Below are 24,039 nucleotides of genomic sequence, written 5' to 3'. Positions count from 1 at the left end.
CCATAGAGCGGAAGGGCATTGTTCTGGCATTCACGCCTGCCTGGTTGAGTTTCTTTTTGTAGTATTTTTAACGGATAGAAGAGATGTCACTACCACACGTTATTTTAACTGTGCTGAGCAGCCGCGATGCCACAGGTTACGATATCACTAAAGAGTTTTCACACAGCATCGGTTATTTCTGGAAAGCCAGTCATCAGCAGGTGTACCGTGAGCTCAATAAGATGGCCAGTCATGATCAAGTGACGTGCAAACTGGAGCCACAGGACGGCAAGCCGGATAGAAAAGTCTATTCGATTACCGATCTCGGTCGTCAAGCCCTGTTTCAGTGGTTCCAAGAGTCAGCCAAAAACCCAACCATTCGTGATGAGTTTTCTGCCAAATTGGTGGTGTGTGGGGTCTATAACTCCACCCCAATGCAGCAGCAACTTGAAGGGTTGATTGAAGAATCACACACCTTGCTAAACCATTACAATGAGATGGAAAACGTCCATTTTGCGGATTACCGCAACATGGATCGTCAATCCCGTCTTGATCGTCTAACACTACGTCGTGCGATTCACAATCGTCAAGCATGGATTGATTGGGCGGAAGAAGTGTTGGTGGAATTAAAAGACATGGATGCGCCTGGTAGCGCCGTGGCCCTGTAATTCCTTTTTGCATGTCGCAATCATAATAAAAGCCGCAGAAATGCGGCTTTTTTTATGCTTGGCTTTCCCCTTTCGGGGAACACAATGAGGATGACAAGATTACGCTTCCTGCTCTGCGCGTACGCCAAGGGTATGGCAAATCGCGTACGTCAGTTCAGCACGGTTCAAGGTGTAGAAATGGAAGTCCTTCACCCCTTCTCGGCTAAGTACGCGCACCATGTCCATGGCATTACTCGCCCCCACCATCTGGCGGCTCAGCAAGTCATCATTTAGCCCTTCGTACTGTTTTTCCAACCAACCCGGTACTTTCACGTTATTCGCCAATGCGAAACGCTTGGCCTGTGTCATGTTCGAAACGGGTAAGATCCCCGGCACAATTTCCACATCAATGCCCGCCACGACACAGCGGTCACGAAAACGCAGGTAGCTTTCCACATCAAAGAAAAATTGGGTAATGGCACGGCTCGCGCCCGCATCCACTTTGCGCTTTAAGTTAATCAGATCCGCTTGGGCACTTTTCGCTTCAGGGTGCACTTCTGGATACGCCGCCACAGAAATATCGAAATCCGCTTCTTCACGCAGTAGCGCCACCAAATCGGCTGCATACATGTCCGGCTTTCCGCCTTGTGGTGGCAAATCCCCCCGTAGTGCGACGATATCGCGAATACCGTTATTCCAATAGTCACGGGCAATGGTACGCAGTTCATCACGCGTGGCATCGATACAGGTTAAGTGTGGGGCAGCGACCAAGCCGGTCTGATCTTTAATGTCTTTAATGATGGAGTGGGTGCGATCACGCTCCCCTGAGTTGGCCCCGTAGGTCACAGAAACAAATTTTGGTTTCAGGGTTTTGAGACGGTGAATGGATTGCCACAGCGTTTGCTCCATCTGCTCGCTGCTTGGCGGGAAAAATTCAAATGACACGTTAATATTGCCATCTAAATCAGCAATATTCTGATTGAGTACGTCCAACTGGCCTGCGTATGAATAGCCCATAATCCCTTCCTTTCTGTGTTGGCCGTTGGCCACTCCCTGAACCGTGACGCAAAACATCCGTTTAGCCGTCTATATGTCTACAGGATGTATTGTAACCAATTCAATGTCAACCTGATGATCATGAATATTTCTCAACTTGAAGTTGCAGGATTTTCACGTCAACACATAGCAAAAAGCCCGCAAAACACGGGCTTAAATCTATTATTGAAACAATCAACTAACCAAGAGAAACACGGCCGAGTGTTACCCTGCCGGCTCACTGGCATGAAGCATAACGCCCGCTATAACATGCCCGCCAATCGGTTGATATCCGACAGCAATGCCCCAGCAGTGACATCCCGCCCCGCCCCCGGACCACGGATCACCAACGGGTTTTCTCGGTACCAACGGCTTTCAATGGCAAAAATGTTATCGCACGGCAGCAGGTTCGCCAGCGCATGCTCTGCCGGCAGGGCTTCCACCCCCACGGCGGCTTTGCCATGGCGATCCAAACGCGCGACATAGCGCAGCACTTTGTCTTCTTTCTGGGCTTTGACTAACCGCTCTAACAGCAGCTCATCCAACTCGGTCGCTTGCTCAAAGAAAGCATCAAGAGAGAGTTCTGCCAAACTGGCCGGCACCAAGCTTTCTACTTTTACCTGTTCAGGCTCCAGCGCCAAACCGGACTCGCGAGCCAAAATGACCAGCTTGCGCATCACGTCACTGCCATCAAGATCATGCCGCGGATCCGGCTCCGTGAGCCCTTGTTGCCACGCCAGTTCCACCAGCTGAGAAAACGGAATACTGCCATCATACTGCTGGAACAACCATGACAAGGTGCCCGAGAATATCCCGGACAAAGCGATGATGACATCCCCGCTCTCCGACAAATCCCGCACGGTATGGTTAACCGGTAAGCCCGCCCCCACCGTCGCATTGTAAAGCCACAGGCGGCTGTTCTTGGCAAACGCATCAATCACCGCGTGATACTGCTCGCCACTGGCTGAGCCGGCCACCTTGTTCGCCGAGATCAAATGCAATCCGGCTTCCGCAATTTGCGGGTAGCGCGCCGACAATTCGGCACTGGCCGTGACATCCAATACGATCACATCGTCGTAGTCGTGGGCGGCCAACGTGTCGATCCAGGCCCCCGGTTGATAGGCTTGTGCCACATCATCAAAATGATCGAGGGCTTTCTGCGGTTCAATGCCCGCCAGATCAATCCACAATCGGCTGCTGTCGACCACCCCAATCAAGGTAAAACTCATGCCATGGCGCTTCTCTAACGCCACGCGCTGGCTGTCATACAAGCTCAACCAACGGCTGCCAATGTTACCTTTGCCACACAGCACCAAACCAATCCGTTTTTGGGCTTGGAATAAACTTTGGTGAATACGCGGCAACAGGCGATCGGTATCGGCCTTGCGCAGTACCGCCACCAGACTCAACCCAGAGCGCGATTCGGCCATGAATTCCACCGGCAGGCCTTTTAGCTGCTGATAAAAGCCGTAGCAATGAATGGCATTGTTCACTACACCCGCCCCCACGGCCGCCACCAACGAAAAACCATCACGTAAACGCAATTCCGCCGCGACACCGCTGTCTTGCAACAGAGCCAGCACACTGTTGACCACTTCACCGGTATAGGCCAGTTGGATCCGGCCTTTATCGGCTTCCACACTCTGCGCCAGCGGCTGCAATTGGGCGCGCGATAAAATACGTTCTAACTCGGCTTCCACCAATGCCATGTCGTGTGAACGGGGGATCGTCAGCGCGATCAAGCACACGTCATCCAACGACGTAATGATTTTCGCCCCACGGCCGGACGCCAACACACGTTCAACCCGGGTTGAACCGGATTCTGGCTCATGGCTACAACGCAACGTCAGATCAATCGCACTTTGTGCCACCGGCTGCAAGGTACGGCTGTGCAGCACCGGCGCAGCTAAACGGGCCAGTTCACTGGCTTCGTCTAAGCGCAATAGCGGCAGTAAACACGCATCTTCCACTTTACGGGGATCGGCACTGTAGACACCGGCCACATCACTCCAGATCGTCACGCGCGTGACATCCGCCAACGCGCCGATCACCGTGGCAGAATAGTCCGAGCCATTACGGCCCAATAAAACCGTCTCACCCGCTTGATTACGCGCCATGAAACCGGTGATCACAACACGGTGCTGATTGTGCTGAGCAAGCCGCTCTTGCAGCAAGGGCCAAGACTGACCGCGATCCACTTCCGGCTGCGCGGCGCGTTCTGCTCGCAAGAATAACCGTGAATCGACACTGGTTGCGGGCAATTGTTGTTGGGTCAGTAGCGCGGCCAGTAAACGGGCTGACCAGACTTCACCGTGACCCAGCACGCTCGCCACTTGCGCCTCGCACAATGGGCTTTCCCCCCAACGCGCCAGCTCACCGAGTTCAAAATGTAATTGTGTCAGTAAGGCATCCGCCGCTTCGCCGTCCAGCAAGCTTTCGATGAGTTGCTGCTGAAACGCGCGGATAGCTTGCAGGGTTTCATGGGCTTGTCGGCCGTCTTTCTCCAGCTGCAACACCCACTCAATCAACTGATTGGTCGTCTTGCCCGCAGCAGAGACCACCACCAAGTCATTCGCCCCCGAATACTCACGCAGGATCGTCACCACCCGTAAATAACAGGCGGGATCGGCCAAACTGCTGCCACCGAATTTATGTAATTGCCGTCCGCTTATCGCCGTCATACTGCCACCTTCTCTGCCTGTGCAAAGGCCTGCGCCAAGTCTGCAATCAAATCACTCGGATCTTCTAATCCAACCGACAACCGGAGTAACGAGGTGTTCAAACCCGCTTCGGCCTGCGCGTCATCCGACATCGCACGGTGAGTCATACTGGCCGGATGGCAAATCAGGCTTTCCGTGCCGCCCAAGGATTCCGCCAACGAGAAACACTTCAGCTCACGCACAAACGTTTCCAACTGGGCCATGCTGCCGTTAATTTCAAAACTCAGCATCGCGCCAAAGCCTTTTTGTTGCTTCAGGGCGATGTCATGGCCGGGATGATCAGGCTGGCTCGGATGGTAAAGCGTGCCCACTAACGGCTGCTGCTGAAGGTACGCTAAAATCTGGGCGCTGTTCTCTTCATGCATGCGCATGCGAGGGGCCAGAGTGCGCAACCCGCGCAATGTCAGGTAGGCATCAAACGGGGCACCGGTCGCACCGATACAGTTCGCCCACCACGCCAAGGTTTCAGCGTGCGCCTGTGTCTTAGCGATCAGCACGCCGCCGAGCACATCGGAATGGCCGTTAATGTACTTAGTGGTAGAATGGACAACAAAATCGGCACCAAGCGCAAGTGGTTGTTGGAGGATTGGCGATAAGAACGTATTATCCACCGCCACTAATGCACCGGCTTGATGGGCAGCGGCACATAACTCAGCAACATCGACAATGCGTAACAGCGGATTCGACGGGGTTTCGACCCACACCAGCTTGGGTTTTTTCGCCAATGCGTCCGCCAATGCGAGGGGATCGGTCTGATCAACAAAGCAGACCTTGAAGTCGCCTTTTTGGGCGCGAGTATCAAACAGACGGTACGTGCCGCCATAACAGTCATGCGGCGCGACAATCAAATCATCCGGACCTAATAACGCAGACACCAGCAAGTTCATCGCGGCGGTACCACAGTTGGTCACCACCCCACCGGCGCCCCCTTCCAAGGTCGCCAGGGCATCCGCCAAGGTATTGCGCGTCGGGTTACCGGAACGAGAATAGTCAAATGTAGGCACCTCACCCAACTGGGGGAAGCTGTATGTCGAGGTCAGATACAGTGGCGGTACCACCGCATTAAATTGTGTATCCGAATCGATGCCGGCGCGAACGGCAACGGTAGCAAGCTTCTGGTCACTCATATTTACTATCCTTGTAGGGTGAACCCGATGATGAATAACGATTATGCAACAACATAACCACATTCACAAAAGACGTCAACACTTCCAGACGTCTATATGTCTTTGCTTGTAGCGGTAAATCCCGCTAGAATTCAGGTCTATTACTATTTCTTCAATCTAACATCGCTGAGAAGGTTAACAATGGCAGAGTGGAATGGCGAATACATCAGTCCATACGCGGAACACGGAAAGAAAAACGAACAAGTAAAAAAGATCACGGTTTCGATCCCACTGAAGGTGCTAAAAATCCTGACTGATGAGCGTACACGCCGTCAGGTCAATAACTTACGCCACGCCACCAACAGCGAGCTATTGTGTGAAGCTTTCCTGCACGCCTACACCGGCCAGCCGCTGCCAACGGATGATGACATCCGCAAAGATCGCCCGGATGATCTGCCCGCTGAGGCCAAAAGCCTGATGGAAGAAATGGGCATCAAATACGAAGACATTAACGAATAAGTCTTCACCAAGCGATGCAAACAAAAAAACCAGCCTAAGGCTGGTTTTTTTGTGCCTGTCTGTCGAGAAGCACCGATACACGATACCCACTGCCGCCCACAAGGCCGACAAATCGCAGGCATAAAAAAAGGAACGCAATTGCGTTCCTTCTTTACGACACTCAAGCGGGCAATTACTTAGTAGTAAGAGCACCAAAACGCTTGTTGAATTTGTCGATACGGCCACCAGAGCTAACTACACGCTGCTTACCAGTGTAGAATGGGTGACATTTGTCACACACGTCTAGGTTAACGTCTTTAGTCATAGTAGAGTTGAAGACGAAAGTGTTGCCACAAGAACAACGTGCGTTTACTGGAGAGTACTCTGGGTGAATACCTTGTTTCATGGGATAACCTCAAAAGTAAGGCCGTGTCGCTCTCCCGATCCTAAGCCGGGCACCACACGTCATTAAAAAATAGTCAGTGTATTGGCAATTTCCAATACACCAAATTAGGCGGCGTATAGTAATCAATCATATTGCCAAAATCAACAAATCCTCACCGCTTTAGTCACGCCTTTGCCGCAGGCCCTTTGCCGAGGTACACTGCCCTCTCTTAGTTCCTGCTCATTTCGCGGTTTAATATGACGCCCAACATCGCCCGTGTGGCACTGCCTGTCCCTCTCGACAAACAATTTGATTACCTGATCAAAGCCGGCCAGCATCCTGTAATGGGCGGGCGAGTTAAGGTGCCGTTTGGCCGTCAACACTTAGTAGGCGTGGTGATCACGCTGACCGATCACTCCGATTTCCCACGCGAGCAGCTCAAGCCGATCACAGCGGTCCTCGACAGTGCCCCCTTGTGGCCTAAGCCATTATTCAACCTACTGACCTGGGCCAGCAGCTTTTACCAATACCCGCTGGGCGATACCTTGGCCAACGCCATGCCCGCCCTGCTACGCAAAGGCCGTGAAGCGTCACCCGCGAGTTTAAAAGTCTGGCAACTCACCGCCAGCGGGCAAGAGCAGGCGGCAACCACGCTGAAAAACGCCCCGCGTCAGCAACAAGTATTGCAGGCACTGCGCCGAGGAAAAGTGAGCCATGAAGCCTTACTGGCCGAAGACATCACTGCCGCCACCCTCACCACGTTGGCGAAGAAAGGCTGGATTGAAAGCGTCATAGAGCAACAAGCCTTGCGTCCTTGGCTGCCCGATTTTGCCGTCACCGAAGAAAAGCCCCGTCTGAATGAAGAACAGGCAGTGGCCGTGGCTGCGGTAAACGCACAAGATGCCTTTGGCTGTTATTTGTTGGAAGGGGTGACCGGTTCGGGAAAAACCGAGGTCTACCTCAATGTACTCGAACCGATCTTGGCGGCAGGCAAGCAAGCCTTGATCTTGGTGCCGGAAATTGGCCTGACACCGCAAACCATCAACCGCTTCCGTCGTCGCTTCAATGTGCCGCTCCAAACTATTCACTCAGGCTTAAACGACACCGAACGCATGGTGGCATGGCTTGCCGGACGCGACAATCAAGCGGGGATCATCATTGGTACCCGTTCAGCCTTGTTCACCCCGTTTGCGAATCTGGGGGTCATCATTGTCGATGAAGAACACGACGGCTCGTACAAACAACAGGACAGCCTACGCTACCATGCCCGCGATTTGGCCGTGATGCGCGCCAGTCAGGAACGCATTCCGATTGTATTAGGCTCTGCCACGCCAGCATTAGAAACCCTGCACAATGCCAAAAGCGGCAAGTACCATCACCTGACTTTGTCGCAACGTGCTGGTCACGCCAAGCCCGCCCGCCATGGCGTACTGGATGTCAAAGGGCTGTACTTGGAAGCCGGCTTATCTGCCCCGTTGATCGCCCGTATGCGTAGCCATTTACAGGCCGGCAATCAGGTCATGTTATTCCTTAACCGCCGCGGTTTTTCGCCGGCGGTGATCTGCCACGAATGTGGCTGGCTGGCCGAGTGTAAACGTTGCGATGCCTATTACACCTTCCACCAGCAAAGTGGCGAATTGCGTTGCCATCACTGTGCGACCCAGCGGCCGATGATGCTGCAATGTGGCCAATGTGGATCCACCCAACTGAATGCGGTAGGCGTTGGTACTGAGCAGTTAGAGCAGCAACTGGCTACCCTGTTTCCGGACTACCGCACGGTGCGTATTGACCGCGACAGCACCCGCCGCAAAGGCAGCTTGGAAAGCTACCTCGAAGCCATTCGTAACAACGAATACCAAATTTTGATTGGCACGCAGATGCTCGCCAAAGGCCACCATTTCCCAGACGTGACCTTGGTAGCCCTGCTTGATGTCGACAGCGCCCTGTTCTGTAACGATTTTCGCGCGCCTGAACGCCTCGCCCAACTGTTTACGCAGGTTGCTGGCCGTGCAGGACGCGCCAGCAAACCGGGGGAAGTGGTACTGCAAACCCACCATCCGGAACATGCCCTGCTGCAGGCGTTGCTCTATAAGGGTTACGATCACTTTGCCCAAGGGGCACTGACGGAACGCAAACAAGCCTGGCTACCGCCGTTCACGTATTTGGCCCTGTTGCGCGCTGAAGCCAACGACAATGCCTTGGTCGAACAGTTTTTCCAGCAAGTACGGGGAATTTTGGAAACCAGTCCGGTGTATGACAATGAGACTATGGTGATGGGGCCGAACCCCGCGCCACTTGCTCGCCGCGCGGGACGTTATCGCTGGCAACTGTTGCTGCAAGCGCCGAGCAGAAAGACCCTGCAGCAGTGGATCAGCATTGCAAAACCGGCAATCCAATTGCTGCCACTGGCGAAGAAAATCCGCTGGTCGATCGATGTGGAACCGCAGGATTTAACTTAAAATGAACAATGCGATACAAATCACGTGAGGGATGTAATTTATGTTGTTCTAAGCATGTTTAATCACCGGCATACCGCCTACAATAGCATGCTCGCTGTTTCAGGTATCAGCCCCGATTTGGCCATGATCCTTCAGCGGTTAAGAGAGAATTATAATAGAGAGGAACAGTAACTATGGCGACAATGAAGGATGTTGCCCAGCTCGCCGGCGTCTCAACGGCCACGGTTTCCCGTGCCTTGATGAACCCGGAGAAAGTGTCGGCCTCAACTCGGAAGAAGGTTGAGCAAGCTGTCATGGATGCTGGCTATTCACCCAATTCACTGGCTAGGAATCTTCGTCGCAACGAATCAAAAACCATCGTCACCATTGTCCCCGATATCTGTGATCCGTACTTTACAGAGATCATTCGCGGGATAGAGGAAGCAGCGATGGAGCACGGCTACCTGGTCTTGCTTGGTGACAGTGGGCAACAAAAAACCCGCGAAAATTCATTCGTTAATCTCGTTTTCACCAAACAAGCGGACGGCATGCTCCTGCTTGGCACCGATCTCCCGTTCGATGTCAGCAAACCGGAACAGAAAAACCTGCCGCCAATGGTCATGGCCTGTGAATTTGCCCCCGAGCTTGAACTACCCACTGTACATATCGACAACCTGACTGCCGCCTTTGAAGCCGTGAACTACTTGACCCAAATGGGCCACAAGCGCATTGCTCAAATTGCCGGACCGGAAGGCGCGACCTTGTGCCAATTCCGTATTCAAGGTTACCAGCAAGCCCTGCGCCGTGCCGGCGTGGAGCTCAATCCAGCCTATACCGCCAGAAGTGATTTCACCTTTGCCGGTGGTGCACGTGCGGTCACCGCGTTATTGTCACTGCCTGAGCCACCCACGGCCCTGCTGTGCCATAACGATGTCATGGCGATCGGTGCCATGCAGCAAGCCAAGCGTCTGGGTTTCCGCGTCCCGCAGGATATTTCCATTGTCGGGTTTGATGACATTCAGTTTGCGGAATATTGCGATCCCCCGTTGACCACCGTGTCTCAGCCGCGCTATGAAATCGGCCGCCAGTCCATGATGATGTTACTCGACATCCTCAGGGGCAAAGATATCGCCTCTGGCTCACGCCTGCTCGATGCGAAATTGGTGATCCGAGAAAGTGCCGCGCCACCCGCCAATTGATCCACAATGGATACATGAGCTTATGTTTTGCGCATAAGCTCACAATATCCCCCTCAAATTTCACTGACTTCTGACACAGAACCGCCCCCAGCTATAGCCAGTGATGGCGCAACTTTGTAACATAGGCCCCCCTATTCATTGATTGACCCATCATCATCGTGGCTACCAAAGATTATGTAAAACGCGGCCGTGCAGCGAAAAAAACGGCTAACCGAAAGGCCCCTGCACCGCAACGTGGTTTTCCCCTGAAGAGCACGATCATTGCGGCGTGCTGCGTCGGGGCGTTTTGTTTCGGCCTCTATTATATTTCCAGCACGCCCACGCCGGTCACACCAACGCCAACCTCGGTTGATACTCCCGTTACCCGTGCGCCCAAAGCGACCCCAACGCCTCCAGCGAAAGCGGTGACGTTACCGCCCAAACCGGAAGAAAAATGGCGTTATATTGAAGCGCTGGAAAATAAAGAAGTGCAGGTAGAAGAGAAGAAAGAACAAGCCCCTACCCGTCCTTACTTGATGCAGTGTGGCGCCTACCGCAGCAAAACGCAGGCGGATGAGCGCAAAGCCATGATTGCCTTCCAAGGGCTGACCAGCCAGATCAAGATCAGCCAAGGCGAAAAAGGCGTCTGGTACCGCGTCATCCTTGGTCCGTATCCGCAAAAGCGGAAAGCCGAGAGCGATCGTAACCAGCTGCGCCGTGTCGGGATTGAACCGTGTGCCATCTGGTACTGGGAATAACCCGATTTATCAGGCCACTAGGCCCCGCGCCCTCATGCGTAAAGGATGCTTCGGCATCCTTTTCTTTTTCTTCCCCTTGAAACCGCCTCCCCCCAACCCCAGATTAATGGGTAATACAGATCCCAGTATTCGCTGGGCAAGACTCAAAGAGGTAACACCGTGACCACTATCGTATCTGTTCGTCGAAACGGTAAAGTCGTTATCGCAGGTGATGGCCAAGTTTCACTGGGCAACACCGTGATGAAAGGTAACGCTCGCAAAGTGCGCCGTTTGTATAACAACAAAGTACTTGCAGGCTTTGCTGGCGGCACAGCTGATGCCTTCACTCTATTTGAACGTTTCGAGCGCAAGCTGGAAATGCATCAGGGCCACCTGCTAAAAGCAGCGGTGGAACTGGCGAAAGACTGGCGTACTGACCGTATGCTACGCAAATTGGAAGCCCTATTGGCTGTCGCCGATGAAACGGGTTCACTGATCATCACCGGTAATGGTGATGTGGTACAGCCTGAGAACGATCTGATCGCGATCGGCTCCGGCGGCAACTTTGCCCAAGCCGCTGCCATTGCGCTATTGGAAAATACCGATCTTAGCGCACGTGAAATCGCAGAAAAATCCCTCAACATTGCGGGCGATATCTGTGTCTTCACTAACCACCACCACACCATTGAAGAATTAGAGACTCGAGAAGGAAACGGCCATGTCTGAAATGACGCCTCGCGAAATCGTCCATGAACTTGACCGTCACATTATCGGTCAAGACAAAGCCAAACGTGCCGTGGCCATTGCCCTGCGTAACCGCTGGCGCCGTATGCAGCTCCCTGAAGAGTTGCGTGTGGAAGTGACCCCGAAAAATATCCTGATGATCGGCCCGACCGGTGTCGGTAAAACCGAAATCGCCCGTCGCTTGGCCAAACTGGCTAACGCGCCGTTCATCAAAGTTGAAGCCACCAAGTTCACCGAAGTCGGTTATGTGGGTAAAGAAGTGGAAACCATCATCCGTGATTTAACGGATGTGGCGATCAAGATGACCCATCAGCAGGCCACGGAAAAAGTGCGCTTCCGTGCGGAAGAGCAAGCGGAAGAACGCATTTTAGATATTCTGCTGCCACCGGCGCGCGACGCTTGGGGCCAGAACGAAGAAGCCGACCAAAACTCCACCACCCGTCAGTCTTTCCGCAAGAAACTGCGTGAAGGCAAGCTCGATGACAAAGAGATCGACATCGATGTCGCCGCCTCGCAAATGGGCGTAGAGATCATGGCACCGCCGGGCATGGAAGAGATGACCAACCAGCTTCAGGGCATGTTCCAGAATCTGGCTGGTAACACCACCAAAAAGCGCAAGATGAAAATCAAAGACGCGATGAAAGCGGTAACCGAAGAAGAAGCCGCCAAGCTGGTGAATCACGAAGAATTGAAAGAGCAGGCAATTTTTGCCGTTGAAAACAACGGTATTGTGTTCTTGGATGAAATCGACAAAATCTGTAAGCGTGGCGAATCGTCAGGCCCAGACGTATCTCGTGAAGGCGTACAGCGTGACCTGCTACCGCTGGTCGAAGGCAGCACTGTCTCCACCAAGCACGGCATGGTGAAAACCGACCACATCCTGTTTGTGGCATCCGGCGCATTCCAGGTGGCGAAGCCATCGGATCTGATCCCTGAGCTGCAAGGCCGTCTGCCGATCCGCGTTGAACTAGAAGCCCTGACCAGTGGTGACTTCAAGCGCATCCTGACCGAGCCAAACGCCTCACTGACCGAGCAGTACAAAGCCTTGATGGCCACCGAATCTGTCAACATCGAGTTTACTGAAAGCGGTATCGACAAACTGGCCGAAGCGGCTTGGCAGGTGAACGAGCGTACCGAGAACATCGGTGCCCGTCGTCTGCACACCGTGATGGAGCGTCTGATGGAAGAGTTGTCGTTTGATGCGACCGAAAAGTCCGGCGATAAAATCGAGATCGATGACGCTTACGTGAACGCGCGTCTGGGTGAATTGGTGGAAGACGAAGATCTGAGCCGTTTCATTCTGTAACCAGAGTGTAAACCCAATGCTATCAACGGCACGCTTGCGTGCCGTTTTTTTGTTCTCAAGCAAACTATCGGGCGATAAAGTTGCCCATTACGTCAGTTACGCCATAATAATGGTCTTCCACACTCGTTCACTGGCAAAAGTCCACACTATGAAATCATCTTCTCTCGCCATTTGGCTCGATGCTGCACGGCCTAAAACCCTGCCGTTGGCCATCGCCTCTATCGTATGCGGCAGTGCAGTAGCAGGATGGCAAGGCAGCTTTTCTGCCGTGATCGCAGGTCTTGCCCTGTTGACCGCGCTTTTACTTCAAATTCTCTCTAACCTTGCTAACGACTACGGCGATGCCGTCAAAGGCACCGATAACGACCAACGTTTAGGGCCTCAACGTGCGATCCAATCGGGGCTAGTCACGCCCAATGCCATGCGCAAAGCCATGGTGCTGAATATCGTGCTGACCATCATCAGTGGTCTGAGCCTGATCTTACTGGCCACCAACAATTTGCACGACATGCTTGGCTTTATGCTGCTGGGCGTCATGGCCATTCTCGCCTCTATCGCCTATACCGTGGGCAACAAACCCTACGGTTACCGCGGCTTGGGCGATTTATCGGTCTTGATGTTCTTCGGTTGGCTGGGCGTTGCAGGCACGTATTACCTGCAAGCAGGGCAAATTGACTCCATCATCATGCTGCCAGCCACCGCCTGTGGCCTGCTCGCCGTGGGCGTACTGAACATCAATAACCTGCGTGATATTGATAACGACCGCGCTTGTGGCAAGCTGACATTAGCGGTACGCATGGGACCGGAATGGGGCCGCAAATACCACCTGTTCTTATTGATCGGCAGCGTGATCTGTCTGGCGCTGTTTGCCGCGCTGGAAATTCACTCCCCGTTTGGCTGGCTGTTCATCTTGAGTGCCCCACTGTTGTTTAAGCACGGCAAACAAGTGATGCAATCCACCGATGGCGCCGCATTGCGTCCGATGATGGCGACCATGGTGAAGTGTGCCTTGCTGACCAACCTCTTGTTCGCCGCTGGCATGGTCTTGGCCGCGTCCTGACCGTGCGACACAACAAGGCGATGACAATCCCCGTCTTCGCCTTGTATCTGCTCCCTCTTGCTGATTATACTTCAACCAGTTAACGCTTATTCGTTGGGTATCAACCAGACCGGCGTCATAGCGATCCCTTTTCAATTGTCACAAGAAGAAGCGCGCTTATGGAATACAACACGTCCGAACTCTGCGACATCTACCTCGACCAGATCGATGTCGTGGAACCCATGTTCAGCTCTTACGGCGGTCGTAACTCGTTTGGCGGCCAAATCACCACCATTAAATGTTTTGAAGACAACGGGTTAATCAGCACAGTGCTGAACGAACCGGGGGCGGGACGCATCCTGTTGATTGATGGCGGGGGATCACTGCGCCGCGCACTCATTGACGCCGAGTTGGCACAACGGGCGGCCCACAACGCATGGGAAGGGATCATCGTGTATGGCTGTGTTCGCCATGTCGACGAACTGGATGAGCTGGATATCGGCATTCATGCCATGGCGTCCATCCCGGTCGGGGCCGATGAACAAGGTATCGGCGAAGTGGATGTAGCGGTTAACTTTGGTGGGGTCACCTTCTTGCCTGAAGATCACCTGTATGCCGACAATACCGGGGTGATCCTCTCCCCAGAGCCGCTCGATATCGACTAAGCGGTCTTACCGGATCTCAACACACAGGCATAAAAAAACAGAGCCCATGGGCTCTGTTTTTTTGCAGGCGGCTTTCGCAAGGCCCGCTGACAACGTCGAAGGCTTACTCAACGTGTTCCATTTTGCCTAGCAATGCGCGAACGCGCTCTTGCCATGCTTCATGGTCATTACGTAGCTTGTCGTTATCTTCAGACAATGCTGCACGACCAGAGCGTAGCTCTTGTGTTTCCGTCAGCAACGTCTCGTTTTGTTCTTTTAGTTCGTCAATTTCCATTTGCAGCAAAGAAATTGTATCAACAGCCATTTGTACTTTGGCTTCCAGCTTTTCCAACATTTCTAATGACATATTGTCCACCTGTATTCAGCCTATCTGTTTGCCCTAACCGTTAAGGCAAGTTCCCACAGGCACGTTTACGATTCATTACGTCTTATAATAACGAGGCCATCGCCTTCTGACACCTACAAATACCATGCTTTGCTGTAAATGGGGAAATTTTGCTCAAATTTGATGAAAATTTTGCCTTCGTCTAGCGCGGCCATCCAAAGAAGTAAAATTTTACTTTTCAAAGCATGAGGTAAAGAAGGCTTTCACAGAAAGAGATTGAAGAAATTTGCGATCAAAATCGAGGTTAATTCTTTGCCCTCGTGCTAATTTTTGTCCTGATCGTATCTCTACTTGGAGTTATCCAAGGTTTTGCCACCTTGGCATATATCCGGCCTATTTGGGTCGGATTTTTTATATCTGCACGTTGACGACAATCCTTCTCTTTTAGCCTTCCCAATCCGGGGCTGACAGCCCTTTTCCCTCTCAGATCCCCCCTCGCTCCCAGACCGTAGCACGGAAAAATTTGCGCGAACGCTCAATTTAAAAAAGACACCAATGAGCGAACGCACATTTTGTGACCTGCTCAATGTCATTCTTTGGGAGTTCGCGTAAATTAGCGCCCATAACGATGATAACAGCAACACCTCCCTACGATATTAAGACAAAAGGACTGAACCATGACCCACTCAAAACAGCATGCTTTGCTCGGTGAATGCCTCGCTGAGTTCCTCGGTACCGGATTGTTGATTTTCTTTGGCGTCGGCTGCGTCGCCGCCATGGTCTTAACCGGCGCCGACTTCGGCCAATGGGAGATCAGTATTATGTGGGGCCTCGGTGTGGCCATCGCGATTTACTGTACCGCTGGCGTTTCTGGCGCCCATATCAATCCCGCCGTCACTATTGCCCTCGCCCTTTTTCACGGTTTTGATAAACAGAAAGTCTTACCTTATATTGCCGCCCAAGTACTGGGGGCCTTCGCCAGCGCCGCATTGATTTACGGCCTGTACAGCAACCTGTTCAGTGATTACGAAGCGGCCAATAACATTGTTCGTGGTTCAGTCGAGAGCTTGGCAACCGCCGGGATCTTCTCCACCTACCCGCACGCAGCCTTGTCTTTCATGGGCGCTTTCGCCGTGGAGTTTGTGATCACCGCGGTGCTGATGTTTGCCATTCTGGCGATTGGTGACGGTAAAAACGGGGCACCACGTGGCGCAATGGGACCGCTGTTGATCGGTGTGTTGATTGCCGTCATTGGTGGCGCACTGGGTCCACTGACCGGCTTTGCGATGAACCCGGCACGTGACTTCGGCCCGAAATTCTTTGCTTTCCTTGCAGGTTGGGGCGACATGGCGCTCACCGGCGGTAAAGACATCCCTTACATGATAGTCCCGATCATGGCGCCTATTTTGGGTGCGGCATTTGGTGGCTGGTTGTACCCGAAAGCCATCGGCCTGTACCTGCCTGGCAATAACTGTACGTTGCCAAACCAGTGTGAAAAGACCGGCGATAACGAAACCGCCAACGCCTGATCACACGCTATAACAACAAAACGAAGAACAAACGACTCTACTACCCTTATACAATGACAATTAGAGGAAACCGTCATGACTACAGAGCAAAAGTACATTGTTGCACTTGATCAGGGCACCACGAGCTCACGCGCTGTCGTGCTTGATCACAACGCGAACATTGTGTGCTCGTCACAACGTGAATTCACCCAAATTTACCCGAAAGCGGGCTGGGTAGAACACGATCCTCTCGAAATTTATGCCACCCAAAGCTCCACGCTGGTTGAAGTATTGGCCAAAGCCGGGATCCGCTCGGATCAAGTGGCGGCAATTGGTATTACCAACCAACGTGAAACCACCATTGTGTGGAACAAACACACCGGCAAGCCGGTTCACAATGCGATTGTGTGGCAGTGCCGCCGTACCGCGGATACCTGTGAAACGTTAAAAGAAGCCGGTTTAGAAGAGTACATCCGTGAAAACACTGGTTTAGTGGTGGATCCGTATTTCTCTGGCACCAAGATCAAATGGATCCTCGATAACGTTGAAGGCGCACGCGAAGAAGCAGAAGCCGGTAACCTGTTGTTCGGTACCGTCGATACCTGGTTGATCTGGAAGATGACCCAAGGCCGTGTACACGTCACGGACTACACCAACGCCTCTCGCACCATGGTATTTAACATCAACACCCTGCAGTGGGATGAGAAACTGCTGAAAGCGCTCGATATTCCGCTATCGATGATGCCGGAAGTGAAATCATCGTCTGAAGTATACGGCCAGACCAACATCGGGGGTAAAGGCGGTACCCGTATTCCTATCGCGGGCATTGCGGGCGATCAGCAAGCGGCGCTGTTTGGCCAAATGTGTGTGGAAGCCGGCCAGGCGAAAAACACCTACGGCACGGGCTGTTTCTTGCTGATGAACACCGGCAAAGAAAAAGTGAAATCCAATAACGGCCTGCTGACGACGCTTGCCTGTGGCCCGAAAGGGGAAGTGGCGTATGCCCTTGAAGGCGCTGTCTTCATGGGAGGCGCGTCCATCCAATGGCTACGTGATGAAGTGAAGTTGCTGGACGATGCCAAAGACTCTGAATACTTTGCAGAGAAAGTCGGCAGTGCGAACGGCGTGTATGTGGTACCGGCCTTCACGGGCTTGGGCGCACCTTACTGGGATCCGTATGCCCGTGGCGCAATTGTGGGCCTGACCCGCGGCGTAAACTCGAACCACATCATCCGTGCCACACTGGAAAGTGTCGCGTACCAAACCCGTGACGTACTGGATGCCATGCAAGCCGATTCCACCATTGAGCTGGCGTCGCTACGTGTCGATGGCGGTGCGGTGGCCAACAACTTCCTGATGCAGTTCCAGTCTGACATCCTGAACACCGAAGTACACCGTCCCGTAGTGACCGAAGTCACCGCATTGGGATCGGGTTACTTGGCGGGTCTGGCGGTCGGCTTCTGGGGCAGTATTGATGAGCTGCAAGGCAAAGCAGAAATTGACCGTAAATTCCTGCCATGTGCCGATGACGGTAAACGGAGTCGCCGTTACCGTGGTTGGAAACGTGCCGTTGAATGCGCCAAAGGCTGGGCGGTGGAAGAAGATATCTAATCCAAGACATCTAACCCGTCTTCTCCCTCTCTCATCCATCACACGTTAAGGCCTGCTGTTGCAGGCCTTTTTTCGCTCTCACCTACCGTCTTCGTGCCGCAAAAACACGCCCCATAGGAACCAATCTTGTTTTAACGCAAACGTTTCACCGCCAGCTATGCTAGAATCGCCGCCAGATCGAGCGGGCAGCAGAATGGATGCCTCCCTGCCGCCCCAAGCCCACTGATTTCTATTTCTGGAGTTACCATGAAACGCGATTTGGCGATGGCATTTTCCCGTGTCACAGAAGGTGCCGCGCTGGCTGGCTATAAATGGCTTGGCCGCGGTGATAAAAACGCAGCAGATGGCGCCGCCGTTGAAGTGATGCGTACCCTGCTCAACCAAACTGAGATTGAAGGTGAGATCGTCATCGGTGAAGGTGAAATCGATGAAGCGCCGATGCTTTATATCGGCGAAAAAGTCGGTATGGGTGGTGATGCGGTCGACATCGCGGTCGATCCTATCGAAGGCACGCGTATGACGGCCATGGGCCAGAATAACGCCCTGGCCGTATTGGCGGCTGGTGAAAAAGGCTCGTTCCTGAAAGCCCCTGACATGTACATGGAAAAATTGGTCGTGGGCCCGATGGCCAAAGGCGTGATCGATTTGGCCAAGCCACTAACAGAAAACCTTGAAAACATTGCCGCAGCACTGGGTAAACCCCTGTCTGACTTGGTCGTGACGACACTGGCTAAACCGCGTCATGATGACATCATTGCTGACATGCAAGCGATGGGCGTACGTGTGTTTGCGTTCCCGGATGGGGATGTGGCCGCATCTATCTTAACCTGCATGCCAGACAGCGAAGTGGATGTCATGTACTGCATCGGCGGCGCACCGGAAGGCGTTGTCTCTGCCGCTGCGATCCGCGCATTGGGCGGTGACATGCACGGCCGTCTGATCCCACGTCACGAAGTGAAAGGCGACACCGAAGAAAACCGCCGTTTGGGTCAGATCGAAATTGATCGCTGCCATGAAATGGGCATTACGCCAAATACCGTGCTGCGCATGGAAGACATGGCGCAGAGCGACAACGTGATTTTTGCCGGCACCGGGATCACCAAAGGTGACCTGCTTGAGGGTATTCACCGCCAAGGCAACATCGCGACCACTGAAACCCTGCTGATCCGCGGTAAATGCCGCACCATCCGCCGCATCAAGTCGACGCACTACCTCGACCGTAAAGATGCCGCCATCGTCGGTCACATTCTGTAAGGTTCGCCGAGGCCAGCAGGCCATAAGCTCTTCACATCAGGCGCCGTCATGGCGCCTGTTGTTTTTCTGTCACTCCTCCCTGTCAACGTACCGCCCCTCTCACAAGCATTCGCGCACGCGTCATTTCTCCCTCAAATTATCATCGACTTTGTAAAGCAGTTGCTTTATTTATTTAGCTGGTTACATAATAATTAAGTAACGGTGATTTTTTCCGCAACAGCACAACAGAGACAGCAGCATGAAAACCATTGACAGAATCCTGTATCAGCTCAAGCGAGAAGGCCCCTTAACGGCCAAGCGCTTAGCCGAAACATTCCAGCTCACCAGTATGGGGGTGCGTCAGCATCTGCAAGGGCTGGAGGCCGATGGATTGGTCAGTTTTAAGGACGTCAAAGTTAAAGTCGGTCGTCCGACCCGTCACTGGTTTTTGACCCCAAACGGGCACAAGCAGTTTGCCAATCGGCATGATGATTTGCTGATCCAAACCCTCGATTCTGTTGAAACGCTGTTTGGTCATGACGGCCTGCAACAAGTGATTGCACGCCGTGAAACCCACACCCTGACTCACTATCAAGACAAACTGGCTGGGGCGGCGAATTTAGAAGAAAAACTGCAGATCCTGACTACACTCAGGGAACAGGAAGGTTACATGGCAGACTACCAACAACACGGCGAAGGGTTTCTTTTCATTGAAAACCACTGCCCGATTTGCCACGCCGCCCACCGTTGCCCATCACTCTGCCAATCTGAACTCACGGTCTTCCAGCAACTGCTGGGCGAGGAGTATCACGTAGAACGCAAGGAACACATTATCGCCGGAGAGAGGCGCTGTGCGTATCGCATAATAAAATCATAACGAGGAGAGCATTATGGCTGACTGGATTCCCGCTAAGGTGATCACAAACCGACACTGGAACCACGATTTATTTAGCCTTGTCCTAGAGGCCAACATTGAACCCTTCAAGGCCGGTCAGTTCACCAAGTTGGGGCTGGAAATTGACGGAAAAATGATCCAGCGTGCCTACTCGTTTGTCAATCCACCCACTAGCGCTCAGATTGAAATCTATGCCACCCGGGTCGCCGATGGCATACTCTCGCCTCGCCTTCATGCTCTGGAAGCGGGGGATAAAGTCTTTATATCCGCCCGTGCCAATGGCTTTTTCATCCTCAATGAAATTCCCGACAGTGAGCATCTCTGGCTGCTCGCCACCGGCACCGCGATTGGGCCTTACCTGTCGATATTGCGTGAACCCACCGTGTGGAAGCGATTTCGTAAAATCGTGCTCAGCCATGCCGTACGCTTTTCGGCGGACCTCAGCTATCAAGCGGAAATCAATCAACTGCAAGAACGCTACCCCGACCAATTGGTCGTGCAACCGTTCGTGAGCCGTGAGCCAGCGCCCCCCGCTTTGCCCGGTCGGATCCCGCAAGCCATTGCCGACGGTATGCTCGAACGCCACGTCGGCCTGTCGCTGGAACCCGAGCGTAGCCACATCATGCTATGCGGCAACCCAGAGATGGTAAAAGACACCAAAGCCGCACTGGAAGCCCGAGGGTTTCAAAAAAACCTGCGCCGCCAACCCGGCCAGATCACCATGGAGCATTACTGGTAAGCAAGCCCAAGGCCACCCGATACGAGGGAGAAAGCGATGGACAATACGCCCAACAACGATCACCCCGATACCGCACTGCCCGATTTTGATACCTTGAAAGCCATGGCGGAAAATGATCCCGAGGCGCTGGAAGCCCTGCGTCTGCGCCTGAGCGAGCAGATCATCGCGCGTGCCAACGCCGCGATGAAACCGCGTCTGCAAGCTCAACTCAGTCATATCAATCATGTGATTGCCCGCGGGCGTAATCCAAACCATACCAACATGCTGCTGATGGCTGAACTTCAGCAGCAACTCAAACGCTTTGCATTGGCCGTCACTACGCCGGACGCCCTTACGGCACAACAGGCAGACATTCACCCGTTTGTGTCACCCTGCCATCGCCCGGTACCGTCAGACGATAGCGAACACAACTAACCACACTGGCGGTTTCACTGACTGACTTTCAAAAAGCAATCACGATCCATATCACGCACATCAATGGTCAAGCTGGTCACCGCCGTCGCGTGTTGCTCCAGCACGGCCATTAATGCGCGGGATAACTCACGCTTCACCGCGGCATCACGTCCGGCCAGCAGGCTCAATTGCACATGAATAAAGGTATCAATGTCGGCGCCTTCCCCTACCAACCACGTTTGACAAGAATAGCCCCGCGATTTCACCGTATCCGGCACAAACACACCACTGGCTAGCAACACCTGATGTAAATCCGCCAGCAAGCCGGGAATATTCACCCGTTCAGCCACCGGTTCCGCGTATTCCATCACTAAATTTGGCATCTCACATTCTCCCTGTGCTTTCTCTTATTTTGCCTGTATTACCCTACAATAACGGATACTATTTCGACAAACCAAAAGGCCATGGTGTTTTTTCTGCCTGCATCACCCTATTCATGCCGTCCCCCTGTCAGCCAGATCCCCCCCGATGAAAAATATTTCCGCGCAGCGGTTCACTTTTTGCGATGAAAAAGGTACAACCAGACAGAGAAATGATTTCGGACAGTAAATTAACTTCCAAAATTGTTATATAGTTACAGCGATACTTCACAGCATAGCGATCTGCGTGTGCCTTCGGTCACAATTCTTCGCCGCTCAGCACGTTACGCTATTAGGTATTCATTTATTACATCAAATTGATTTGGAGAAAAGCTATGCGCCATCCTGTGGTTATGGGTAACTGGAAGCTAAACGGCAGCAAGGAAATGGTATCTAACCTAATTAAAGGCCTAGATGCTGAATTGAACGGTGTAGAAGGTGTTGACGTAGCTATCGCGCCACCAGCCATGTACCTAGACCTTGCTGAGCAGCTAATCGGTAAAGCGGAAAGCAAAATCATCCTTGGTGCACAGAACGTTGACGTGAACGCAAACGGCGCATTCACTGGCGATATCTCTCCAGTAATGCTGAAAGATTTCGGTGCAAGCCACATCATCATCGGCCACTCTGAGCGTCGTGAGTACCACAACGAGTCTGACGAATTCGTGGCACAGAAGTTCGCGTTCCTAAAAGAGCACGGCCTAACACCTGTACTGTGTATCGGTGAGTCTGAAGCACAAAACGAAGCGGGCGAAACCGTTGCAGTATGTGCACGTCAACTTGACGCAGTGATCAACACCCAAGGCGTTGAAGCGCTAAACGGTGCAATCATCGCTTACGAACCAATCTGGGCTATCGGTACGGGCAAAGCAGCAACAGCTGACGATGCACAGCGTATCCACGCAGCAATCCGTGCGCACATCGCAGAGAAGAGCGAAGACGTAGCAAAGAACGTTGTGATCCAGTACGGCGGTTCTGTTAAGCCAGAAAACGCAGCGGCTTACTTTGCACAACCTGACATCGACGGCGCGCTAGTCGGCGGTGCAGCACTTGACGCAGCAAGCTTTGCAGCGATCGCTAAAGCAGCCGCTGAAGCGAAAAAATAATCATCACACTTGATGGTCATTGAAGAAGGTCACCGCGAGGTGGCCTTTTTTGTGCACAAAAAAGCCGACTATCGCGTCGGCTTTTTTTATCAATTAGGCAGCAAACTTAGAACAGTTTGTACGCCAATTCGTAAAGCTCTTTACGCACTGGACGACGCATGTTTTCAATCGCATCGATGATATCGTGATGAACCATTTGCTCATTCTGGATACCCACACAACGACCACCATGGCCTTCCATCAATAGCTCAACCGCGTAAGCACCCATGCGAGACGCTAGGATACGGTCAAACGCTGTTGGCTGACCACCACGCTGAATGTGCCCCAATACGGTTGCACGGGTTTCACGGCCAGTCTCATCTTCGATGTACTTCGCCAGCTCGTTCACGTCTGTCATCAGCTCAGTGATCGCAATGATCGCGTGCTTCTTGCCCTTATCGATACCTTCCTTGATTTTCTCAAGCAGGTTTTCTTTATCTAGGCCCGTTTCTGGGGTGATGATGTACTCACAGCCACCTGCAATCGCAGACATCAGGGTCAAATCACCACAGTGGCGACCCATGACTTCTACGATAGAAATACGCTGGTGAGACGATGACGTGTCACGTAGACGGTCAATCGCGTCAATCACAGTATTCATCGCAGTCAGGTAACCGATAGTGTAATCCGTCCCTGCTACATCGTTATCGATAGTGCCCGGCAGACCGATACATGGGTAGCCCATTTCAGTCAACTTCTTCGCACCCATGTATGAACCGTCACCGCCGATCACGACCAATGCATCAATGCCGTGTAGCTTCAGGTTTTCGATCGCTTGTTCGCGCACATGTTCTTCTTTGAACTCAGGAAAACGTGCTGAACCCAGGAATGTACCGCCTTTGTTGATCACATCAGATACACTCTGACGATCCAATTTAGCGATACGGTTCTGATGCAGGCCTTGGTAGCCATCGTAGATACCGTAAACTTCGATACCTTCTGACAATGCCATACGCACAACACCGCGAACTGCCGCGTTCATACCAGGTGCGTCACCACCACTGGTCAATACACCAATCTTCTTAATCATGGTTACCCTCTGACGTTGGGAATTGAAAATTCAAATCCGACACAGGTTGCCAAGGTTCCCCGCCTGGCACCACAAACCGTTTATGGCCTGTGCCTGTGAAAACTGTAACTTTCCTACTAATGTAGGAGTATTACAATTTTGATAAAAAATTTTGTTGATTCACATCACGATCCCCTGAGACTGCACGGGCGGGTCAAAGATTCCTCGCCAAAGGGATCACCGGTGATCTGAATCGAAACCGGTCGCAACTGGCTGATGCCATCT

Annotated in this window: 23 protein-coding genes; 16 read left to right on the top strand and 7 right to left on the bottom strand. The window is 52.7% G+C overall.

Annotated elements, in window-relative coordinates:
• Nucleotides 1–83 precede the first annotated feature (83 nt).
• Nucleotides 84–647: a PadR family transcriptional regulator gene (locus tag ACSF8W_RS16985; protein WP_428475973.1), complete on the top strand. Its 564-nt coding sequence runs from the start codon at nt 84–86 to the stop codon at nt 645–647.
• A gap of 99 nt (nt 648–746) precedes the next feature.
• Here the strand turns inward: ACSF8W_RS16985 and metF are convergent, their stop codons facing one another.
• The 3 genes from metF to ACSF8W_RS16970 form a co-directional block, all read right to left on the bottom strand.
• Nucleotides 747–1,643: a methylenetetrahydrofolate reductase gene (gene metF, locus ACSF8W_RS16980; RefSeq protein ID WP_500848382.1), complete on the bottom strand. Its 897-nt coding sequence runs from the start codon at nt 1,641–1,643 to the stop codon at nt 747–749.
• A gap of 281 nt (nt 1,644–1,924) precedes the next feature.
• Entirely contained in the window at nt 1,925–4,342 is a 2,418-nt protein-coding gene (locus tag ACSF8W_RS16975; RefSeq protein ID WP_500848381.1) for a bifunctional aspartate kinase/homoserine dehydrogenase II, read from the bottom strand.
• Nucleotides 4,339–5,508, bottom strand: coding sequence for an O-succinylhomoserine (thiol)-lyase (locus ACSF8W_RS16970; RefSeq protein ID WP_500848380.1), 1,170 nt, complete (start codon nt 5,506–5,508; stop codon nt 4,339–4,341). The genes ACSF8W_RS16975 and ACSF8W_RS16970 overlap by 4 nt, the downstream gene beginning before the upstream one ends.
• Before the next feature lie 180 nt (nt 5,509–5,688).
• Between ACSF8W_RS16970 and metJ the strand changes: the two genes are divergently transcribed.
• Nucleotides 5,689–6,006 (top strand): met regulon transcriptional regulator MetJ, encoded by a 318-nt coding sequence (gene metJ / locus ACSF8W_RS16965; RefSeq protein ID WP_047875497.1) that lies wholly within the window; start codon nt 5,689–5,691, stop codon nt 6,004–6,006.
• A 172-nt stretch (nt 6,007–6,178) separates the two neighbouring features.
• On the opposite strand, the gene rpmE is transcribed toward metJ, so the two are convergent.
• A complete protein-coding gene (gene rpmE / locus ACSF8W_RS16960) occupies nt 6,179–6,391 on the bottom strand; it encodes a 50S ribosomal protein L31 (protein ID WP_428475969.1) in 213 nt (70 codons plus the stop codon).
• Between the two features lie 236 nt (nt 6,392–6,627).
• Here rpmE and priA point away from each other — a divergent pair, with 236 nt between their 5' ends.
• The 7 genes from priA (at nt 6,628) to rraA (ending at nt 14,477) form a co-directional block, all read left to right on the top strand.
• On the top strand, nt 6,628–8,829 hold the full coding sequence (priA, locus tag ACSF8W_RS16955) for a primosomal protein N' (protein ID WP_500848379.1): 2,202 nt from the start codon (nt 6,628–6,630) through the stop codon (nt 8,827–8,829).
• 173 nt (nt 8,830–9,002) lie between these two features.
• Nucleotides 9,003–10,007 carry a DNA-binding transcriptional regulator CytR gene (cytR, locus tag ACSF8W_RS16950; protein WP_500848378.1) on the top strand — a complete coding sequence of 335 codons (1,005 nt, stop codon included), beginning with the start codon at nt 9,003–9,005 and terminating at the stop codon, nt 10,005–10,007.
• Nucleotides 10,008–10,165: 158 nt separating this feature from the next.
• Nucleotides 10,166–10,744: an SPOR domain-containing protein gene (locus tag ACSF8W_RS16945; protein ID WP_500848377.1), complete on the top strand. Its 579-nt coding sequence runs from the start codon at nt 10,166–10,168 to the stop codon at nt 10,742–10,744.
• 159 nt (nt 10,745–10,903) lie between these two features.
• A complete protein-coding gene (gene hslV / locus ACSF8W_RS16940) occupies nt 10,904–11,449 on the top strand; it encodes an ATP-dependent protease subunit HslV (RefSeq protein ID WP_428475965.1) in 546 nt (181 codons plus the stop codon).
• Nucleotides 11,442–12,773: an ATP-dependent protease ATPase subunit HslU gene (gene hslU / locus ACSF8W_RS16935; protein WP_500848376.1), complete on the top strand. Its 1,332-nt coding sequence runs from the start codon at nt 11,442–11,444 to the stop codon at nt 12,771–12,773. Before hslV ends, hslU begins: the two co-directional genes overlap by 8 nt.
• A 148-nt stretch (nt 12,774–12,921) precedes the next feature.
• On the top strand, nt 12,922–13,833 hold the full coding sequence (locus tag ACSF8W_RS16930; RefSeq protein WP_500848375.1) for a 1,4-dihydroxy-2-naphthoate polyprenyltransferase: 912 nt from the start codon (nt 12,922–12,924) through the stop codon (nt 13,831–13,833).
• A gap of 158 nt (nt 13,834–13,991) precedes the next feature.
• Nucleotides 13,992–14,477, top strand: a complete 486-nt coding sequence (gene rraA, locus ACSF8W_RS16925; protein ID WP_500848374.1) for a ribonuclease E activity regulator RraA — start codon at nt 13,992–13,994, stop codon at nt 14,475–14,477.
• Between the two features lie 103 nt (nt 14,478–14,580).
• On the opposite strand, the gene zapB is transcribed toward rraA, so the two are convergent.
• Nucleotides 14,581–14,823, bottom strand: coding sequence for a cell division protein ZapB (gene zapB / locus ACSF8W_RS16920; RefSeq protein ID WP_500848373.1), 243 nt, complete (start codon nt 14,821–14,823; stop codon nt 14,581–14,583).
• Between the two features lie 656 nt (nt 14,824–15,479).
• Here zapB and ACSF8W_RS16915 point away from each other — a divergent pair.
• The 6 genes from ACSF8W_RS16915 (at nt 15,480) to ACSF8W_RS16890 (ending at nt 21,202) form a co-directional block, all read left to right on the top strand.
• On the top strand, nt 15,480–16,331 hold the full coding sequence (locus ACSF8W_RS16915) for an MIP/aquaporin family protein (RefSeq protein ID WP_500848372.1): 852 nt from the start codon (nt 15,480–15,482) through the stop codon (nt 16,329–16,331).
• Nucleotides 16,332–16,406: 75 nt separating this feature from the next.
• On the top strand, nt 16,407–17,921 hold the full coding sequence (gene glpK, locus ACSF8W_RS16910) for a glycerol kinase GlpK (RefSeq protein WP_500848371.1): 1,515 nt from the start codon (nt 16,407–16,409) through the stop codon (nt 17,919–17,921).
• Nucleotides 17,922–18,167: 246 nt separating this feature from the next.
• On the top strand, nt 18,168–19,175 hold the full coding sequence (glpX, locus tag ACSF8W_RS16905) for a class II fructose-bisphosphatase (RefSeq protein ID WP_500848370.1): 1,008 nt from the start codon (nt 18,168–18,170) through the stop codon (nt 19,173–19,175).
• Nucleotides 19,176–19,413: 238 nt separating this feature from the next.
• Entirely contained in the window at nt 19,414–20,031 is a 618-nt protein-coding gene (locus tag ACSF8W_RS16900; RefSeq protein ID WP_500848369.1) for a helix-turn-helix transcriptional regulator, read from the top strand.
• 13 nt (nt 20,032–20,044) lie between these two features.
• On the top strand, nt 20,045–20,788 hold the full coding sequence (locus tag ACSF8W_RS16895) for a ferredoxin--NADP reductase (protein ID WP_500848368.1): 744 nt from the start codon (nt 20,045–20,047) through the stop codon (nt 20,786–20,788).
• Between the two features lie 36 nt (nt 20,789–20,824).
• A complete protein-coding gene (locus tag ACSF8W_RS16890) occupies nt 20,825–21,202 on the top strand; it encodes a DUF3135 domain-containing protein (protein WP_500848367.1) in 378 nt (125 codons plus the stop codon).
• Nucleotides 21,203–21,216: 14 nt separating this feature from the next.
• Here the strand turns inward: ACSF8W_RS16890 and ACSF8W_RS16885 are convergent, their stop codons facing one another.
• Nucleotides 21,217–21,564, bottom strand: coding sequence for a 5-carboxymethyl-2-hydroxymuconate Delta-isomerase (locus tag ACSF8W_RS16885; RefSeq protein WP_500848366.1), 348 nt, complete (start codon nt 21,562–21,564; stop codon nt 21,217–21,219).
• Nucleotides 21,565–21,935: 371 nt separating this feature from the next.
• Here ACSF8W_RS16885 and tpiA point away from each other — a divergent pair, with 371 nt between their 5' ends.
• Entirely contained in the window at nt 21,936–22,706 is a 771-nt protein-coding gene (gene tpiA / locus ACSF8W_RS16880) for a triose-phosphate isomerase (RefSeq protein WP_500848365.1), read from the top strand.
• Between the two features lie 106 nt (nt 22,707–22,812).
• Here the strand turns inward: tpiA and pfkA are convergent, their stop codons facing one another.
• Nucleotides 22,813–23,775, bottom strand: coding sequence for a 6-phosphofructokinase (pfkA, locus tag ACSF8W_RS16875; RefSeq protein ID WP_428475952.1), 963 nt, complete (start codon nt 23,773–23,775; stop codon nt 22,813–22,815).
• Between the last annotated feature and the right edge of the window lie 264 nt (nt 23,776–24,039).

This window comes from Photobacterium sp. 270122K (assembly GCF_059941365.1).
This window is presented reverse-complemented; position numbering and strand designations above follow the sequence as displayed.

Excerpts from the sequence above, each read along its gene's own strand:
- ACSF8W_RS16985 (WP_428475973.1), top strand. The coding sequence starts at position 84 with ATGTCACTACCACACGTTATTTTAACTGTGCTGAGCAGCCGCGATGCC.
- metF (WP_500848382.1), bottom strand. The coding sequence starts at position 1,643 with ATGGGCTATTCATACGCAGGCCAGTTGGACGTACTCAATCAGAATATT.
- ACSF8W_RS16975 (WP_500848381.1), bottom strand. The coding sequence starts at position 4,342 with ATGACGGCGATAAGCGGACGGCAATTACATAAATTCGGTGGCAGCAGT.
- ACSF8W_RS16970 (WP_500848380.1), bottom strand. The coding sequence starts at position 5,508 with ATGAGTGACCAGAAGCTTGCTACCGTTGCCGTTCGCGCCGGCATCGAT.
- metJ (WP_047875497.1), top strand. The coding sequence starts at position 5,689 with ATGGCAGAGTGGAATGGCGAATACATCAGTCCATACGCGGAACACGGA.
- rpmE (WP_428475969.1), bottom strand. The coding sequence starts at position 6,391 with ATGAAACAAGGTATTCACCCAGAGTACTCTCCAGTAAACGCACGTTGT.
- priA (WP_500848379.1), top strand. The coding sequence starts at position 6,628 with ATGACGCCCAACATCGCCCGTGTGGCACTGCCTGTCCCTCTCGACAAA.
- cytR (WP_500848378.1), top strand. The coding sequence starts at position 9,003 with ATGGCGACAATGAAGGATGTTGCCCAGCTCGCCGGCGTCTCAACGGCC.
- hslU (WP_500848376.1), top strand. The coding sequence starts at position 11,442 with ATGTCTGAAATGACGCCTCGCGAAATCGTCCATGAACTTGACCGTCAC.
- ACSF8W_RS16930 (WP_500848375.1), top strand. The coding sequence starts at position 12,922 with ATGAAATCATCTTCTCTCGCCATTTGGCTCGATGCTGCACGGCCTAAA.
- rraA (WP_500848374.1), top strand. The coding sequence starts at position 13,992 with ATGGAATACAACACGTCCGAACTCTGCGACATCTACCTCGACCAGATC.
- zapB (WP_500848373.1), bottom strand. The coding sequence starts at position 14,823 with ATGTCATTAGAAATGTTGGAAAAGCTGGAAGCCAAAGTACAAATGGCT.
- ACSF8W_RS16915 (WP_500848372.1), top strand. The coding sequence starts at position 15,480 with ATGACCCACTCAAAACAGCATGCTTTGCTCGGTGAATGCCTCGCTGAG.
- glpK (WP_500848371.1), top strand. The coding sequence starts at position 16,407 with ATGACTACAGAGCAAAAGTACATTGTTGCACTTGATCAGGGCACCACG.
- glpX (WP_500848370.1), top strand. The coding sequence starts at position 18,168 with ATGAAACGCGATTTGGCGATGGCATTTTCCCGTGTCACAGAAGGTGCC.
- ACSF8W_RS16900 (WP_500848369.1), top strand. The coding sequence starts at position 19,414 with ATGAAAACCATTGACAGAATCCTGTATCAGCTCAAGCGAGAAGGCCCC.
- ACSF8W_RS16895 (WP_500848368.1), top strand. The coding sequence starts at position 20,045 with ATGGCTGACTGGATTCCCGCTAAGGTGATCACAAACCGACACTGGAAC.
- ACSF8W_RS16890 (WP_500848367.1), top strand. The coding sequence starts at position 20,825 with ATGGACAATACGCCCAACAACGATCACCCCGATACCGCACTGCCCGAT.
- ACSF8W_RS16885 (WP_500848366.1), bottom strand. The coding sequence starts at position 21,564 with ATGCCAAATTTAGTGATGGAATACGCGGAACCGGTGGCTGAACGGGTG.
- tpiA (WP_500848365.1), top strand. The coding sequence starts at position 21,936 with ATGCGCCATCCTGTGGTTATGGGTAACTGGAAGCTAAACGGCAGCAAG.
- pfkA (WP_428475952.1), bottom strand. The coding sequence starts at position 23,775 with ATGATTAAGAAGATTGGTGTATTGACCAGTGGTGGTGACGCACCTGGT.